This window comes from Vibrio sp. B1ASS3 (genome assembly GCF_905175355.1).
GTDB lineage: Bacteria > Pseudomonadota > Gammaproteobacteria > Enterobacterales > Vibrionaceae > Vibrio > Vibrio owensii.
This window is the reverse complement of sequence record NZ_HG992742.1, coordinates 3,467,946-3,484,436: the sequence shown is the minus strand read 5'-3', so window position 1 is coordinate 3,484,436 and position 16,491 is coordinate 3,467,946. Positions and strand designations below refer to the sequence as shown.

Here is a 16,491-nt window from a genome sequence, read left to right as displayed (position 1 = left end):
GAATTGATGACAATCCAACATACACAAGACTTAGCTCAGATTCGCGCAATGGTGCCAGAGATGCGCCGCGTGAAATCCATCCACTTCATCGGTATTGGTGGTGCGGGCATGAGCGGCATTGCAGAAGTGCTGTTGAACGAAGGCTACCAAATCACAGGTTCTGACCTATCAGAGAACCCAGTGACAGAGCGTTTGGTATCAAAAGGTGCAACCGTATTTATCGGCCACCAAGCGAGCAATGTAGAAAAAGCCAGTGTGGTTGTTGTGTCAACGGCGATCAACGAAGAAAACCCAGAAGTGATGGCGGCACGTGAATTACGTATCCCTATCGTACGCCGCGCAGAGATGTTGGCTGAATTGATGCGATTCCGTCACGGTATTGCTGTCGCAGGTACACACGGTAAAACCACGACGACTGCTCTTGTCACTCAAATCTATTCTGAAGCAGGCCTTGATCCAACGTTTGTAAACGGTGGTCTGGTAAAGAGCGCTGGTACAAACGCGCGTCTAGGTTCTAGCCGAATTTTGATTGCAGAAGCAGACGAAAGTGATGCTTCATTCTTGCACCTTCAACCTATGGTGAGCATCGTGACAAACATCGAAGCTGACCATATGGATACGTACGGTGGTGACTTTGAAACCTTGAAGCAAACCTTCATCGATTTCCTTCACAACCTACCGTTTTATGGTCAAGCGATTGTGTGCATCGACGATCCTGTGATTCGTGAGCTGATTCCGCGTATTAGCCGTCAAGTGATTACTTACGGCTTCTCTGAGGATGCCGACGTACGTATCGAGAATTACCATCAAGAAGGCCAGCAAGGCAAATTCACTGTGGTACGCGAAGGCCGTGCGAATCTGGATATCACACTAAACATCCCTGGTCGTCACAATGCACTCAATGCATCTGCAGCGATTGCCGTAGCGACAGAAGACGACATCAGTGATGAAGCAATCTTAAAAGCAATGGCTGGTACTCAAGGTACAGGTCGTCGTTTTGATCATTTAGGCGAGTTTGATACTGGCAACGGCAATGCAATGCTTGTTGATGACTACGGTCACCACCCAACAGAAGTGGACGTAACAATTAATGCTGCGCGCAGTGGATGGCAAGACAAGCGTTTGGTGATGATTTTCCAACCGCACCGTTATAGCCGTACGCGTGATTTGTACGATGACTTTGCAAACGTACTTGAACAAGTTGATGTGTTAATCATGTTGGATGTTTACGCTGCGGGCGAAAAGCCAATTGCAGGGGCGGATGGTCGTGCTTTATGCCGTACGATTCGCAGTCGTGGGAAGGTGGATCCAATTTTTGTTCCTGAAATAGAGCAATTGCCTTCAGTTTTAGCTAACGTTATACAAGACGGCGACCTGATTTTGACGCAAGGCGCGGGTGATGTCGGTAAAGTAGCGAAGCAACTTGCAGCACTTGAATTAAACATTAACAAGATGCTCGGCTAACAGCGACGATTGACGCAAAGCACAGAGAAAGACCTAGATCTCGATTTTGCGTCAAGAGCGTTGTGATTTATCGCTATCAGTGTTTGATAGTTTACAAGAGCTCAGTATAATCCCAAGGTTAAAGTCAATACTTTTGCCGATGTTAGCTAAATCGGTGAAAAGTACAGGACAAAAGTCAGGAAACGAAGACGTTGTTGAATATTGCACTGAATGAAGAGCGACTTAACACGGATAACAATCGTGGTCGCCAAGATAAAATTTTAGGTGCACTATTTTTCGTTGTCGTGGTGACCTTAATTAGTTCTGTTTTGTACTCAGCGATCAGTTGGATGTGGGATGACCAAAGGTTACCTCTCTCCAAAATTGTGCTTCAAGGTAAATTGGAGTACGTCACTGCAGACGATGTTCAAGCGGCGTTTAGCCAGATTGATCATATCGGCACTTTTATGTCGCAAGACATTGATGTGCTGCAGCATAGTGTAGAAGCCATTCCTTGGGTTGCGCATGCCGCAATTCGCAAGCAGTGGCCGGACACGGTAAAAGTATTTTTGACAGAACATCGCCCTGTAGCCATCTGGAATGGCAACGAACTGTTAGACAATAATGGTTTGGTATTCGAAGGCGATGTCGGCCTGCTAAAGGAAGAGAAAGTTAAGTTATATGGACCCAATGAAACCGGGCCGGAAGTCTTGCAAACCTATCGCGAACTCCGACCTAAGTTCCAAACATTGGGTCTAGCTATATCGTCTCTGGTATTAAACGAGCGACGAGCTTGGCAAATCATCCTTGATAACGGTATTCGACTAGAGCTCGGTAAAGAGTCTCTGGATGAGCGTATAGAGCGTTTTTTCTCGCTTTATAACAAGCTTGGCAGTGACACTCAAAGAATCAGTTATATCGATCTTAGGTACGATACTGGAGCCGCCGTTGGGTGGTTTCCTGAACATGAGTTAGAACAAGAGAGTACGAATGACTAAGGCCGCTGATGACAACATTATTGTTGGTCTTGATATAGGCACTGCAACCGTATCAGCTCTAGTGGGTGAGATTCTACCGGATGGCCAAATAAATATTATTGGTGCGGGTAGCAGCCCTTCACGTGGCATGGATAAAGGCGGCGTGAATGATTTGGAGTCGGTTGTAAAATCAGTACAACGCGCAGTTGATCAAGCTGAGTTAATGGCGGAATGCCAAATCAGCCGAGTATTCATTTCGTTGTCTGGTAAGCATATCGCAAGCCGAATTGAAAAAGGCATGGGCACTATATCGGACGAGGAAGTTTCTCAAGAAGATATGGATCGCGCTATCCATACTGCAAAATCGATTAAAATCGGTGATGAACAGCGAATCCTTCATGTGATTCCGCAAGAGTTCACCATCGACTACCAAGAGGGCATTAAAAACCCGCTTGGTTTATCAGGAGTGAGAATGGAAGTGAGTGTCCATTTGATCTCATGCCATAATGATATGGCACGCAATATTATTAAGGCAGTAGAACGCTGCGGCCTTAAAGTAGAGCAACTGGTGTTTTCTGGGCTTGCTGCAAGTAATGCGGTAATTACCGAGGACGAAAGAGAGCTTGGGGTTTGTGTGGTCGATATCGGCGCTGGTACGATGGATGTTTCTATCTGGACCGGTGGTGCGTTACGTCACACTGAAGTATTTTCTTACGCAGGAAATGCGGTAACTAGCGATATTGCCTTTGCTTTTGGTACGCCAGTGAGCGATGCTGAAGAAATAAAAGTCAAATATGGCTGTGCCTTGAGTGAACTAGTCAGTAAGGATGACACGGTTAACGTTCCAAGCGTGGGTGGCCGACCTTCACGTAGTCTGCAACGTCAGACTTTGTCAGAAGTGATTGAGCCGCGATACTCAGAGCTTATGGGACTGGTTAACCAAACTATCGACTCTGTACAAGCGAAATTGCGCGAAGAGGGCATCAAGCACCATCTCGCCGCGGGTGTAGTTCTCACCGGCGGTGCTGCGCAAATCGAAGGAGTGGTAGAATGTGCGGAACGCGTATTCCGCAACCAAGTAAGGGTCGGCAAACCGCTCGAAGTCAGCGGCTTAACTGACTATGTAAAAGAGCCGTACCATTCTACGGCAGTTGGATTACTTCATTACGCAAGAGACATGCAGTCTAGCGACGATAGCGATTATAATGAACCTAAGCGCTCATCTGTTACTGGCTTTTTCGGTAAATTGCGTAATTGGATACAAAAAGAGTTTTAACCTGAGTTGCAGGATAAACGGAGACAACACATGTTTGAACCGATGATGGAAATGTCTGACGATGCAGTAATCAAGGTCGTTGGAGTTGGTGGCGGCGGTGGTAACGCTGTTGAACACATGGTGCGTGAATCCATCGAAGGTGTGGAATTCATCAGCGTCAACACTGATGCGCAAGCACTTCGTAAGACAAGCGTTGGCAATGTCATTCAGATTGGTGGTGATATCACTAAAGGTCTGGGTGCAGGTGCGAATCCACAGGTCGGCCGTGAGGCAGCTCTCGAAGACAGAGATCGAATTAAAGATTCCCTAACTGGTGCCGATATGGTGTTTATCGCAGCTGGTATGGGTGGCGGTACAGGTACTGGTGCAGCACCTGTTATTGCTGAAGTAGCTAAAGAGCTTGGCATTCTTACTGTTGCGGTAGTAACAAAACCGTTCAGCTTTGAAGGCAAAAAACGTTTGGCATTTGCTGAGCAAGGTATCGATGAGCTGTCTAAGCACGTTGACTCTTTGATCACGATTCCAAACGAGAAGCTGCTTAAAGTACTTGGTCGTGGTGTAACACTGCTAGAAGCATTTGCAAGCGCGAACGACGTTCTTAAGAACGCGGTTCAAGGTATTGCAGAGCTAATCACTCGTCCTGGCATGATCAACGTCGACTTCGCAGACGTACGTACTGTGATGTCTGAGATGGGTCATGCAATGATGGGTAGCGGCATCGCGAAAGGCGAAGATCGTGCGGAAGAAGCAGCAGAAATGGCAATTTCTAGCCCGCTTCTAGAAGATATCGATCTAGCAGGCGCTCGTGGTGTTCTTGTTAACATCACTGCTGGTTTGGACATGCGTCTGGACGAGTTTGAGACAGTGGGTAACACAGTGAAAGCATTTGCTTCTGACAATGCGACAGTGGTTATCGGTACTTCTCTAGACCCAGATATGACTGACGAAATCCGTGTAACAGTTGTTGCTACGGGTATCGGCAACGAGAAAAAACCAGACATCACGCTAGTTGCGGGTGGCAAAGCGAAAGTAGCTCCAACAGCTGCTCCGCAAACTCAACCACAACAACAAGCTGTAGCGCCACAAGCTGAAGAGAAACCGGCACAGACCTTGCAAACTACTCCAGTGCAAGAGAAGCCACAGGTAACTCCTCAGCCGACAAACACAGTTTCATCTCCTGCTTCTTCTGCAAGCCAAAGCTCTGCAGCACCAAAGCAAGAGAAAGAAAGCGGTTATTTAGATATACCGGCATTTTTGCGTCGTCAGGCTGATTAATCTTTAACCCATAAATTTGACATAGCTCAAAATTATGGTAGCATTCACGGTCGACGTTACAGACGGCCGTGTTTTGTAGCATATTTTAGAGAGGCAAGCAGATGATCAGACAACGTACTCTGAAAGAAATAGTGAAAACAACTGGTGTGGGTCTCCACTCTGGTCGTAAAGTCACGCTTACTCTGCGCCCAGCTGCTGCTAATACAGGTATCATTTACCGTCGTACAGATGTAAACCCACCTGTAGATTTCCCAGCTGATCCTGCGTCTGTTCGTGACACTATGCTATGTACAGCACTAGTGAATGACGAAGGCGTGCGTATTTCAACTGTTGAACACTTGAACGCGGCACTTGCTGGTATGGGCATCGACAACATTATTGTTGAAGTTGACGCACCTGAAATTCCAATCATGGATGGTAGCGCTAGCCCATTCGTATACTTGCTACAACAAGCAGGTATCGAAACGCAAAATGCACCTAAGCGTTTTATCCGTATTAAGAAACCAGTTCGTTTTGAAGATGGCGATAAGTGGGCAGAGTTTGTTCCATTTAACGGCTTCCGTATGGACTTCGAAATTGAATTCAACCACCCAGCGATCGAATCAGACGAGCAACGTCTTCTGTTTGACTTCTCATCTCAAGGTTTCGTCCGCGAGATCTCTCGTGCACGTACGTTTGGTTTCATGCGTGATATCGAATATCTACAATCTCAGAACCTAGTTCTTGGTGGTAGCTTTGATAACGCAATCGTACTGGATGATTACCGTATTCTTAATGAAGAAGGTCTACGCTTTGATAATGAGTTTGTTACTCACAAAGTATTGGACGCGATTGGTGACCTTTACATGTGTGGTCACGCAATTATTGGTGAATTTCGTGCGTTCAAATCAGGCCATGGTCTAAACAACCAACTTCTACGTGCTGTTCTTGCAGATCAAGAAGCATGGGAATGGACAACGTTCGAAGAAGAAGAAGGTTCGCCAGTCGCATTTGCACAACCAAATATGGTTCTAGCGTAAAATACGCAAACGCAAACAAATTAAAAAAGCCAGGCAATGCTTGGCTTTTTAGTATCTGAAGTTTCGTTGCTATTTTTCGCTTTTCTTCTCTGCCATATCGGCAAGGCGCTTCAAACGTTCTTGGATCTTCGGTGGCGCCATATCAGCAATGATCAACAGCGAGTTTGCCGCCGACTCAGTTAATGGTGGACGTTTAGGTTTGTTCTCTTGCTCAAATCGATTGCGATATAAAGACGGATTAATCCGAACTTCCACACTCATCAATTTGGCAAAACCTTGCGTTCGCAATTTATTTAGGATCATTAGGCGATCATAGTCGATCTTCATTTTGATCGCAGCACTCGATACATCAATCAATAAATGACCATTACGCACATTCGCTACTCGGCAATGATCTGCCGTGCCTTTTGGTAAGATCTCTTGAACGGCTTGGTTCAGCTGTAGGATCTCTCCAGCATGCTCTTGAATCTGTTTAAATTGAGATTCAGCAATAAGATCGTCTGTTGAGGTTGGGCGATGATCACGCATAGGTAAAATCTAATTTTGTTGAGATATTGGTATTCTAGAGCAGCTTTCTGCTTAGGTATAGTTTACATTATGGCCTTTATTTTCAGTTCAGTCTGACAATTTGGGTTTAGCAAGTTAAAGCGGATTGTTTTGAAAATGCTGACTTTACGTCTTGAGCCTTATGCAATACTGGCTAATCCGCCATCAGTTTGTCTAAAAACTTACGAGTGCTTCAAACAAATACGTCTATTTATGGTTGTATCGATGAAAAATCCTTACACTAAGCCACATTGATTCAAAATTTAGCCTTGAAATATGGATGTTTGAACTCAATATCTTTGATAAATGATTTATCTCAGTATTCTTAGTTCCAAACTGGCAGAGACTGAAGGCATTACGAGTAGATCGGGAACGGTCTGATTAAAGAGAGATTCACGAAAAATGATAGCTAAGCTACTGACAAAAGTAATTGGCAGTCGCAACGACCGAACACTGCGCCGCCTTAGAAAAATTGTAAAAGAGATCAATAACTACGAACCAACGTTCGAAGCACTTTCAGATGAAGAGCTAAAAGCTAAAACTGTTGAGTTCCGTGAACGCCTAGAGCAAGGCGAAACTCTTGATAAGCTACTTCCAGAAGCTTTTGCTACTGTTCGTGAAGCATCTAAGCGTGTTTACGGTATGCGTCACTTCGACGTTCAGCTTATCGGTGGTATGGTACTGAACGGCGGCCAAATCGCGGAAATGCGTACTGGTGAAGGTAAAACTCTAACTGCAACCCTTCCAGCTTACCTAAACGCACTTCCAGGTAAAGGTGTACACGTAGTAACGGTGAACGATTACCTAGCAACACGTGATGCTGAGACAAACCGTCCACTATTTGAATTCTTAGGTATGACCGTTGGCGTGAACGTGCCAAACATGCCTCCTCAAGCGAAAAAAGAAGCGTACCAAGCTGATATCCTATACGGAACAAACAACGAGTTTGGCTTTGACTACTTGCGTGACAACATGGCTTTCCGCAATGAAGACCGTGTTCAACGTGAGCGTTTCTTCGCTGTAGTCGATGAGGTGGACTCAATCCTTATCGATGAAGCTCGTACTCCACTGATTATCTCTGGTCCTGCTGAAGACAGTTCAGAACTATATACTCGTATCAACCTACTTATTCCACATCTGCAGAAGCAAGATAAAGAAGACTCTGAAGAGTACCGCGGCGACGGTCACTACACAGTTGACGAGAAATCTAAGCAAGTTCACTTAACAGAAACGGGTCAAGAATTCGTTGAAGAACTCATGGTGAAAAATGGTCTGATGGAAGAGGGTGATACACTTTACTCTCCAACTAACATCAGCCTGCTGCACCACGTGAACGCAGCACTTCGTGCACACGTATTGTTCGAGCGCAACGTTGATTACATCGTCAATGATGACGGTGAAGTGGTTATCGTTGATGAACATACCGGTCGTACAATGGCTGGTCGTCGTTGGTCTGAAGGTCTTCACCAAGCGGTTGAAGCGAAAGAAGGCGTTAGGATTCAAAACGAAAACCAAACGCTGGCTTCGATTACTTTCCAGAACTACTTCCGTCTATACGAAAAACTGTCAGGCATGACAGGTACAGCGGATACAGAAGCATTCGAATTCCAATCGATTTACGGTCTAGAGACAGTGGTTATCCCAACCAACAAACCTATGATCCGTAACGATATGCCAGACGTGGTTTACCGTACTGAAGCTGAGAAATTTGCTGCAATCATCGAAGACATCAAAGAGCGCGTAGAGAAAGGTCAACCATCTCTAGTGGGTACGGTTTCTATCGAGAAATCAGAGCTTCTTTCTAATGCACTTAAGAAAGCGAAGATTAAACACAACGTACTAAACGCTAAGTTCCACGAACGCGAAGCTGAGATCGTTGCAGAAGCTGGTACGCCAGGTGCGGTAACCATCGCAACGAACATGGCTGGTCGTGGTACCGATATCGTGCTGGGTGGTAGCTGGCAAGCGAAAGTAGAAGCGCTTCAAGATCCAACCAAAGAACAGATCGATGCTATTAAAGCTGAGTGGAAACAAGTTCACGATCAAGTACTAGAAGCTGGTGGTCTACACATCATCGGTACTGAGCGTCACGAATCTCGCCGTATCGATAACCAGCTACGTGGTCGTTCTGGTCGTCAAGGTGACGCTGGTTCATCTCGTTTCTACCTATCAATGGAAGATTCACTACTGCGTATCTTTACTTCGGACCGTATGGCTAGCCTTATCCAAAGCGGTATGGAAGAAGGTGAAGCGATCGAATCTAAGATGCTGTCTCGTTCAATCGAAAAAGCACAACGTAAAGTGGAAGGTCGTAACTTCGATATCCGTAAACAGCTTCTTGAATACGATGACGTAGCGAACGATCAACGTAAAGTGGTTTACGAATTGCGTGATGAGCTAATGAGTGTTGACGACATTAGCGACATGATCGAGCAAAACCGTGAAGATGTTGTTACTGCGATCATCGACGAATACATTCCACCACAATCTCTAGAAGATATGTGGGATGTAGAAGGTCTTCAAGAGCGCTTGAAAGCAGACTTCGATCTAGATGCGCCTATCAAGCAATGGCTTGAGGAAGACGACAAGCTATACGAAGAAGCGTTACGTGAAAAGATCATCAACCTAGCAGTTGAAGTCTACAAAGCGAAAGAAGAAGTTGTGGGTGCACAAGTGCTTCGTAACTTTGAGAAGTCAGTTATGCTTCAAACGCTAGACACGCTTTGGAAAGAGCACCTAGCGGCAATGGATCACCTACGTCAAGGTATCCACCTACGTGGTTACGCGCAGAAGAACCCGAAACAAGAGTACAAGCGTGAATCGTTTGAACTGTTTGAAGGTTTACTAGAAGCGCTGAAAACAGACGTCATCACTGTTCTATCTCGTGTTCGAGTTCAACAACAAGAAGAAGTTGAGCGTATGGAAGAGCAACGTCGTACACAAGCTGAAGAAGCAGCTCGTCGTGCACAAGCTCAACACGCGGCAGCACAGAACCCACTTTCGGAAGGTGAAGAATCGGAAGAAGGCTCTAACCAACCAATGGTTCGTGAAGAGCGTAAAGTGGGTCGTAATGAGCCTTGCCCATGTGGTAGCGGCAAAAAGTACAAACAATGCCACGGTAAAATTGACTAATACAGTCTGAAAACATAAATAAAGAGTCGCTTAGGCGGCTCTTTTTGTATCGATAGATCTAGGAACGAATCTAATGAAAAGAATTCACATTGTTGCGGCGATCATCTTTAACCAAGACAAGTCGCAAATCTTCATCACCAAACGCCCAAGCGACAAACACAAAGGTGGCTTTTGGGAGTTCCCTGGCGGCAAAGTTGAGCAAGGTGAAAGTGTTGAGCAAGCGATGATTCGTGAGCTTGAGGAAGAGATTGGTATTACCGTCACTGAACAGGCTTTGTTTGAGCACTTGGAATACGACTATCCAGACAAGTCTTTGAAGTTTGATTTTATGACCGTTTCACAATTCGAGAATCAACCTTATGGTCGCGAAGGCCAAGAAGGACGCTGGGTCGATATCAATGCTCTGCCTGATTACACCTTCCCTGAAGCAAATGTGCCGATCCTTGAACGAGTGGTAAAAGAGTTTTCCTAACTCACCGCGAACTATCTTGTGGTTAACACGGGATATTGTTAGTTTAAAAAGATACAGCGAAACGAGAGAAGGCGAGGTAAGCCTCGTTTATCCAGAGAAGGAGAGAAAGCGCAATGGTTCGTATTGCAATCGCAGGAGCTGCCGGCCGTATGGGTCGCAACCTACTTAAAGCATCACATATCAATCCAGAAGCATCCGTTACTGCTGGTTCTGAACGTCTAGAATCGTCTCTAGTTGGTGTTGATGTAGGTGAACTGTGTGGTGAAGGTAAGTTTGATGTCTTTCTGACGGATGATTTAGCCAAGGAAGTCGACAACTTTGACGTTGTAATCGATTTTACTGCTCCAGTGAGCACGTTGGCGAATCTAGAGCTGTGTAAACAACATGGTAAGAGCGTTGTCATCGGTACTACGGGCTTTAGTGAAGAAGAACGTGACCTGATTGATGAAGCAGCAAAGCAAATTCCTGTTGTTATGGCTCCGAACTACTCTGTAGGTGTGAACCTAGTCTTTAAGCTTCTTGAAAAAGCAGCCAAAGTGATGGGCGATTACTGTGATATAGAAATCGTAGAAGCGCATCACCGTCATAAAGTTGATGCTCCGTCTGGTACCGCTATTGGTATGGGTGAAGCCATTGCTGGCGCGATGGGTAACAAATTGAGTGACGTTGCGGTATATGCACGTGAAGGTATCACGGGCGAACGTACGAAAGATGAGATCGGTTTTGCGACTATTCGCGCTGGTGATATCGTCGGTGAGCATACTGCAATGTTTGCTGATATCGGTGAGCGTGTCGAAATTACCCACAAAGCAACGGATCGTATGACCTTTGCTAATGGTGCAGTAAAGGCTGCAGTTTGGTTACATTCTAAACCAGCTGGCTTCTACACCATGACCGATGTCCTCGGGCTAAATGAGCTTTAAATACATAATTATTCGCCGGCGTAAGCCGGCTTTTTTGTATTTGAAGGAAATTATGTAAATAAAATGAGCATGTCATAGGGAGTTAATATCGACACTTTGCTTGTTGTTTTGGGTGTTTGGTGTGTTTATTTTTTTGTAATGCTCAAAAGTTACGGTTGAGTTTGTCGGGTGAACGTTTGCGCAAAAATCTCGCAAAATTTTGTGATCTGCAATAAGTTCAAATTTGTAAAATTCACAAAAAAGTCATGGTAAGTGGCATGTAGATAGGTAAAACTTACTTTTTTAGGGCTTTTTCTGTTGAAACGCCCTTACTCGCTAGAAAGTAATAATTTATTTTTCAATGTGTGTTGACAGTTTCCAAGTCCGTCTTTAGAATGCCTCCAATTTGTCAAAAATACCTGTTTATGTAAATAATCAAGGTAAAGGAAGGCAAATTTGCAGCTTAATTTATTTTTTATGCATTTTTATTCTGGAGGTTGTCTTGGGTAAATTAGCACTGTTAGTCCTAGAAGATGGGACAGTGTTCCGCGGTGTTTCCATTGGAGCAGATGGTATTTCCGTTGGTGAAGTTGTTTTTAATACCTCGATGACGGGGTACCAAGAAATTCTCACTGATCCTTCCTATTCTCAACAAATCGTTACTCTTACTTATCCTCACATTGGCAATACCGGAACCAATTCCGAAGACGAAGAATCTTCTTCAATCCACGCACAAGGCCTTGTGATTCGCGATCTCCCTCTTATCGCTTCTAACTTCCGTAATGAACAATCCCTTTCTGATTACCTCAAGTCGCAAAACATCGTCGGCATTGCAGACATCGACACGCGTAAGCTAACTCGTATCCTGCGTGAAAAAGGTGCTCAAAACGGTTGTATCGTAGCTGGTAACAATCTAGACGAAGCTTTGGCACTAGCGAAAGCAAAAGAATTCCCTGGTTTGAAAGGAATGGATCTTGCGAAAGAGGTTACAACAAAAGAAGCGTATCAATGGAAACAAGGTTCGTGGACGCTTGAGGGTGGACTTCCAGAAGCGAAAGACGACAGCGAATTGCCATATCACGTTGTTGCCTACGACTTCGGCGCAAAACGTAACATCCTGCGCATGTTGGTTGACCGAGGCTGCCGCCTAACGGTTGTTCCTGCTGAAACTTCAGCAGAAGACGTTCTGGCTCTAAACCCAGATGGCGTTTTCCTATCAAACGGCCCTGGTGACCCTGAACCATGTACTTACGCGATTGAAGCGACAAAAGTATTCCTAGAAAAAGGCCTACCAATCTTTGGTATCTGTCTAGGCCACCAAATCCTTGCGCTAGCATCGGGTGCACAAACAGTGAAAATGAAGTTTGGTCACCACGGCGCAAACCACCCAGTAAAAGATTTGGAGCGTAATGTTGTGATGATTACGTCGCAGAACCACGGTTTTGCAGCAGACGAAGCAACACTACCTGAAAATCTACGTGCTACTCACGTATCGCTATTTGATGGCTCTCTACAAGGTATTCACCGCACAGACAAGCCAGCATTTAGCTTCCAAGGTCACCCTGAAGCGAGCCCAGGTCCACACGACGCGGCACCGCTATTTGACCACTTTATCGAACTAATCAAAAAACACAGCGCTTAATTCGGAGTAGTAGATAATGCCAAAACGTACTGACATTCAAAGTATTCTTATTCTTGGTGCTGGTCCGATTGTTATCGGTCAGGCATGTGAGTTTGACTACTCTGGCGCACAAGCGTGTAAAGCACTGCGTGAAGAGGGTTACCGAGTTATCCTAGTAAACTCTAACCCTGCAACCATCATGACTGACCCAGACATGGCGGATGCAACTTACATCGAACCAATCCAATGGGAAGTGGTTCGCAACATCATCGCGAAAGAAAAGCCGGATGCAGTACTACCTACAATGGGTGGTCAAACTGCATTGAACTGTGCACTAGACCTAGAGAAGCACGGTGTTCTTGAAGAGTTCGGCGTTGAGATGATTGGTGCGACTGCTGACGCAATCGACAAAGCAGAAGACCGTTCGCGTTTCGATAAAGCGATGAAGTCTATCGGCCTTGAGTGTCCACGTGCAGATACTGCAAAAACGATGGAAGAAGCTTACGCTGTACTCGATATGGTTGGCTTCCCTTGTATCATCCGTCCATCATTTACTATGGGTGGTACTGGTGGCGGCATCGCATACAACAAAGAAGAGTTCGAAGAAATCTGTCGTCGTGGTTTGGATCTATCTCCAACCAACGAACTTCTTATCGATGAATCTCTTATCGGTTGGAAAGAGTACGAGATGGAAGTGGTTCGTGACAAAGCGGACAACTGTATCATCGTATGTGCGATTGAAAACTTTGACCCAATGGGCATCCACACGGGTGACTCAATCACGGTTGCACCAGCGCAAACACTAACAGACAAAGAATACCAGCTAATGCGTAACGCATCTCTAGCAGTACTGCGTGAGATCGGCGTTGAAACTGGTGGTTCAAACGTACAGTTTGGTATCAACCCGAAAGATGGCCGTATGGTTATCATCGAGATGAACCCACGTGTATCTCGCTCTTCTGCTCTAGCTTCAAAAGCAACAGGTTTCCCAATCGCTAAGATTGCAGCGAAACTGGCAGTTGGCTTCACGCTAGACGAACTGATGAACGATATCACTGGCGGCGCTACACCAGCATCATTCGAACCAACCATCGACTACGTAGTAACTAAGATTCCTCGCTTTAACTTCGAGAAATTTGCAGGTGCTAACGACCGTCTAACGACGCAAATGAAGTCAGTTGGTGAGGTTATGGCAATTGGTCGTAACCAACAAGAGTCACTACAAAAAGCACTTCGCGGTCTAGAAGTTGGCGCGACAGGCTTTGACGAGATGGTTGACCTAGATGCACCAGACGCACTGACGAAAATCCGTCATGAGCTGAAAGAAGCAGGCGCAGAGCGTATTTGGTACATCGCGGATGCATTCCGTGCGGGTATGTCAGTAGATGGCGTATTCAACCTAACGCAAATCGACCGCTGGTTCCTAGTTCAAATCGAAGACATCGTGAAGCTTGAGCAAGAGCTAAAAGCAAAAGGCTTCGCTGGTCTAAACAAAGAAGAACTAAATAAGCTGAAGCGCAAAGGTTTTGCTGATGCGCGCCTATCTAAGATTCTAGGTGTTGCGGAAAGCGAAATCCGTCGTCTACGTGACCAGTACGACATTCACCCAGTGTACAAGCGCGTTGATACGTGTGCGGCTGAGTTCTCATCTGATACAGCTTACATGTACTCATCTTACGATGACGAGTGTGAAGCTAACCCAACAGACAAAGACAAGATCATGATTCTAGGCGGTGGTCCAAACCGTATCGGTCAAGGTATTGAATTTGATTACTGTTGTGTACACGCATCGCTAGCACTACGTGAAGATGGCTACGAAACTATCATGGTTAACTGTAACCCTGAGACTGTTTCTACGGACTACGATACGTCTGACCGTCTGTACTTCGAACCAGTAACACTGGAGGACGTACTAGCAATCGCTCGCGTTGAGAAGCCAAAAGGCGTTATCGTTCAGTACGGTGGTCAAACACCACTGAAACTGGCTCGTGCACTTGAAGCAGCTGGCGTGCCAATCATCGGTACTAGCCCAGATGCAATCGACCGTGCAGAAGACCGTGAGCGTTTCCAAGTTGCAGTTGACCGTCTAGGTCTTCTACAGCCAGAAAACGCGACAGTAACGACGATGGAGCAAGCGGTAGAGAAATCTCGTGAAATCGGTTACCCACTGGTTGTACGTCCTTCTTACGTACTTGGTGGTCGTGCGATGGAAATCGTATACGACGAGCAAGATCTACGTCGCTACTTCAACGAAGCGGTAAGCGTATCGAACGAATCTCCAGTTCTTCTTGATAGCTTCCTAGACGACGCAGTTGAAGTCGATATCGATGCTATCTGTGACGGTGAGCGCGTGGTTATCGGCGGTATCATGGAGCACATCGAGCAAGCGGGTGTTCACTCTGGTGACTCAGCATGTTCTCTTCCTGCATACACGCTAAGCCAAGAAATCCAAGACGTAATGCGCGAGCAAGTTGAAAAGCTAGCGTTCGAGTTGGGTGTTCGTGGTCTGATGAACACGCAGTTTGCGGTTAAGAACAACCAAGTATACCTAATCGAGGTGAACCCTCGTGCAGCGCGTACAGTACCGTTCGTATCTAAAGCAACAGGTGCACCAATCGCTAAGATTGCTGCGCGTGTAATGGCGGGTCAATCGCTTGAAGCTCAAGGCTTTACGAAAGAAATCATCCCACCTTACTACTCAGTGAAAGAAGTTGTACTTCCATTCAACAAGTTCCCTGGTGTTGACCCACTGTTAGGCCCAGAAATGCGCTCTACTGGTGAGGTTATGGGTGTTGGTGCTACGTTTGCAGAAGCTTACGCGAAAGCAGAATTGGGTTGTGGCAACATTTACCCAGAAGGTGGTCGTGCACTACTGTCTGTTCGTGCAGGTGACAAAGAGCGTGTTGTGGACCTAGCGTCTAAGTTGACAAAACTTGGTTACCAGTTAGATGCAACACACGGTACAGCAGTGATTCTTGGCGAAGCGGGTATTAACCCACGTCTAGTAAACAAAGTACACGAAGGTCGTCCTCACATTCTTGACCGTATCAAGAACAACGAGTACACCTACATCGTGAACACTGCAGCTGGCCGTCAAGCGATTGAAGACTCAAAAGTTCTTCGTCGCGGTGCACTGGCTGAGAAAGTGAACTACACGACAACGCTAAACGCTGCATTCGCAACTTGTATGGCACACACTGCAGACGCGAAGAGCACGGTAACTTCGGTTCAAGAGCTACACGCAAAAGTGAAAGCTAGCCTAGAAGCGTAATAGATAAAAATCTGTAAGCCTGAAAAATAGGGCTTATATGACAACCTCATTGCCCGCTCATTTGAGCGGGCTTTTTTGTCTTTAAGGTTTCTTAAAATGGAGAGAATTGAAGTGCGCTAAGAAAGCTTGGTAGAGCGGACTTTTGTATAGCATCAAGCTGATAACTGAAAGCAACGTCCCTAAAGATGAAGCAATAGTACTGCCATTTGTAATAACAAAATTAGCGCTGCAAGTAACAAGAATAAATGCAATGGTGAGCAAGTTTACTTTCGCTGCAATACTCAAGCCCTTGCTTATAGTCAGAATGTGTGGCACACATATTATTGTTGCAGTTATGGTACCGGAGAGAATGAAATAAGTATCGAGTTCTATTTGTTGAGTGATAGAAAAACACTCATTCCAGATGCTTAGGCTTATTACTAGACCAATGGTCAAGCATAGATATAAAGCTATAGGGAGAACCATTTTAGTCATGCGACCCTCTTTAATTTTTAAACTGAAATTTGGTATGTGTCCGACATTACAAAGTGATTCATAATTAGATCAGTGCGCCACCT

At 45.6% G+C, this 16,491-nt stretch carries 12 protein-coding genes; 10 read left to right on the top strand and 2 right to left on the bottom strand.

Annotated elements, in window-relative coordinates; translation table 11 throughout:
- Positions 1-6 precede the first annotated feature (6 nt).
- The 5 genes from murC to lpxC all read left to right on the top strand — a co-directional run bounded on the left by murC (position 7) and on the right by lpxC (position 5,990).
- A complete protein-coding gene (murC, locus tag KJB05_RS15740) occupies positions 7-1,464 on the top strand; it encodes a UDP-N-acetylmuramate--L-alanine ligase (RefSeq protein ID WP_038893967.1) in 1,458 nt (485 codons plus the stop codon).
- Between the two features lie 191 nt (positions 1,465-1,655).
- A complete protein-coding gene (locus tag KJB05_RS15735; protein WP_005436132.1) occupies positions 1,656-2,441 on the top strand; it encodes a cell division protein FtsQ/DivIB in 786 nt (261 codons plus the stop codon).
- On the top strand, positions 2,434-3,696 hold the full coding sequence (gene ftsA, locus KJB05_RS15730) for a cell division protein FtsA (RefSeq protein WP_005436133.1): 1,263 nt from the start codon (positions 2,434-2,436) through the stop codon (positions 3,694-3,696). Before KJB05_RS15735 ends, ftsA begins: the two co-directional genes overlap by 8 nt.
- A gap of 30 nt (positions 3,697-3,726) precedes the next feature.
- Entirely contained in the window at positions 3,727-4,971 is a 1,245-nt protein-coding gene (gene ftsZ, locus KJB05_RS15725) for a cell division protein FtsZ (RefSeq protein ID WP_041057687.1), read from the top strand.
- 101 nt (positions 4,972-5,072) lie between these two features.
- Positions 5,073-5,990, top strand: coding sequence for a UDP-3-O-acyl-N-acetylglucosamine deacetylase (lpxC, locus tag KJB05_RS15720; protein ID WP_005436150.1), 918 nt, complete (start codon positions 5,073-5,075; stop codon positions 5,988-5,990).
- A 69-nt stretch (positions 5,991-6,059) separates the two neighbouring features.
- Here the strand turns inward: lpxC and KJB05_RS15715 are convergent, their stop codons facing one another.
- The gene (locus KJB05_RS15715; protein ID WP_045482257.1) at positions 6,060-6,518 is read right to left on the bottom strand and encodes a DciA family protein; all 459 of its coding nucleotides are present in this window, start codon (positions 6,516-6,518) and stop codon (positions 6,060-6,062) included.
- A 420-nt stretch (positions 6,519-6,938) separates the two neighbouring features.
- On the opposite strand from KJB05_RS15715, the gene secA reads away from it, so the two are divergent.
- The 5 genes from secA to carB all read left to right on the top strand — a co-directional run bounded on the left by secA (position 6,939) and on the right by carB (position 15,934).
- The gene (secA, locus tag KJB05_RS15710; protein ID WP_208444617.1) at positions 6,939-9,668 is read left to right on the top strand and encodes a preprotein translocase subunit SecA; all 2,730 of its coding nucleotides are present in this window, start codon (positions 6,939-6,941) and stop codon (positions 9,666-9,668) included.
- A 73-nt stretch (positions 9,669-9,741) separates the two neighbouring features.
- Entirely contained in the window at positions 9,742-10,140 is a 399-nt protein-coding gene (mutT, locus tag KJB05_RS15705) for an 8-oxo-dGTP diphosphatase MutT (RefSeq protein ID WP_208444618.1), read from the top strand.
- Positions 10,141-10,253: 113 nt separating this feature from the next.
- Entirely contained in the window at positions 10,254-11,063 is an 810-nt protein-coding gene (gene dapB, locus KJB05_RS15700) for a 4-hydroxy-tetrahydrodipicolinate reductase (protein WP_208444619.1), read from the top strand.
- A 481-nt stretch (positions 11,064-11,544) separates the two neighbouring features.
- The gene (gene carA, locus KJB05_RS15695; protein WP_009707730.1) at positions 11,545-12,684 is read left to right on the top strand and encodes a glutamine-hydrolyzing carbamoyl-phosphate synthase small subunit; all 1,140 of its coding nucleotides are present in this window, start codon (positions 11,545-11,547) and stop codon (positions 12,682-12,684) included.
- 16 nt (positions 12,685-12,700) lie between these two features.
- On the top strand, positions 12,701-15,934 hold the full coding sequence (gene carB / locus KJB05_RS15690) for a carbamoyl-phosphate synthase large subunit (RefSeq protein ID WP_005436162.1): 3,234 nt from the start codon (positions 12,701-12,703) through the stop codon (positions 15,932-15,934).
- Between the two features lie 81 nt (positions 15,935-16,015).
- Here carB and KJB05_RS15685 read toward each other — a convergent pair whose 3' ends face one another.
- Positions 16,016-16,408 carry a hypothetical protein gene (locus tag KJB05_RS15685; protein WP_208444620.1) on the bottom strand — a complete coding sequence of 131 codons (393 nt, stop codon included), beginning with the start codon at positions 16,406-16,408 and terminating at the stop codon, positions 16,016-16,018.
- Positions 16,409-16,491 lie beyond the last annotated feature (83 nt).

Bases quoted from the DNA above. Each gene is read 5' to 3' on its own strand.
- murC (WP_038893967.1), top strand. From the start codon at position 7: ATGACAATCCAACATACACAAGACTTAGCTCAGATTCGCGCAATGGTG.
- ftsA (WP_005436133.1), top strand. From the start codon at position 2,434: ATGACTAAGGCCGCTGATGACAACATTATTGTTGGTCTTGATATAGGC.
- ftsZ (WP_041057687.1), top strand. From the start codon at position 3,727: ATGTTTGAACCGATGATGGAAATGTCTGACGATGCAGTAATCAAGGTC.
- lpxC (WP_005436150.1), top strand. From the start codon at position 5,073: ATGATCAGACAACGTACTCTGAAAGAAATAGTGAAAACAACTGGTGTG.
- KJB05_RS15715 (WP_045482257.1), bottom strand. From the start codon at position 6,518: ATGCGTGATCATCGCCCAACCTCAACAGACGATCTTATTGCTGAATCT.
- secA (WP_208444617.1), top strand. From the start codon at position 6,939: ATGATAGCTAAGCTACTGACAAAAGTAATTGGCAGTCGCAACGACCGA.
- mutT (WP_208444618.1), top strand. From the start codon at position 9,742: ATGAAAAGAATTCACATTGTTGCGGCGATCATCTTTAACCAAGACAAG.
- dapB (WP_208444619.1), top strand. From the start codon at position 10,254: ATGGTTCGTATTGCAATCGCAGGAGCTGCCGGCCGTATGGGTCGCAAC.
- carB (WP_005436162.1), top strand. From the start codon at position 12,701: ATGCCAAAACGTACTGACATTCAAAGTATTCTTATTCTTGGTGCTGGT.
- KJB05_RS15685 (WP_208444620.1), bottom strand. From the start codon at position 16,408: ATGACTAAAATGGTTCTCCCTATAGCTTTATATCTATGCTTGACCATT.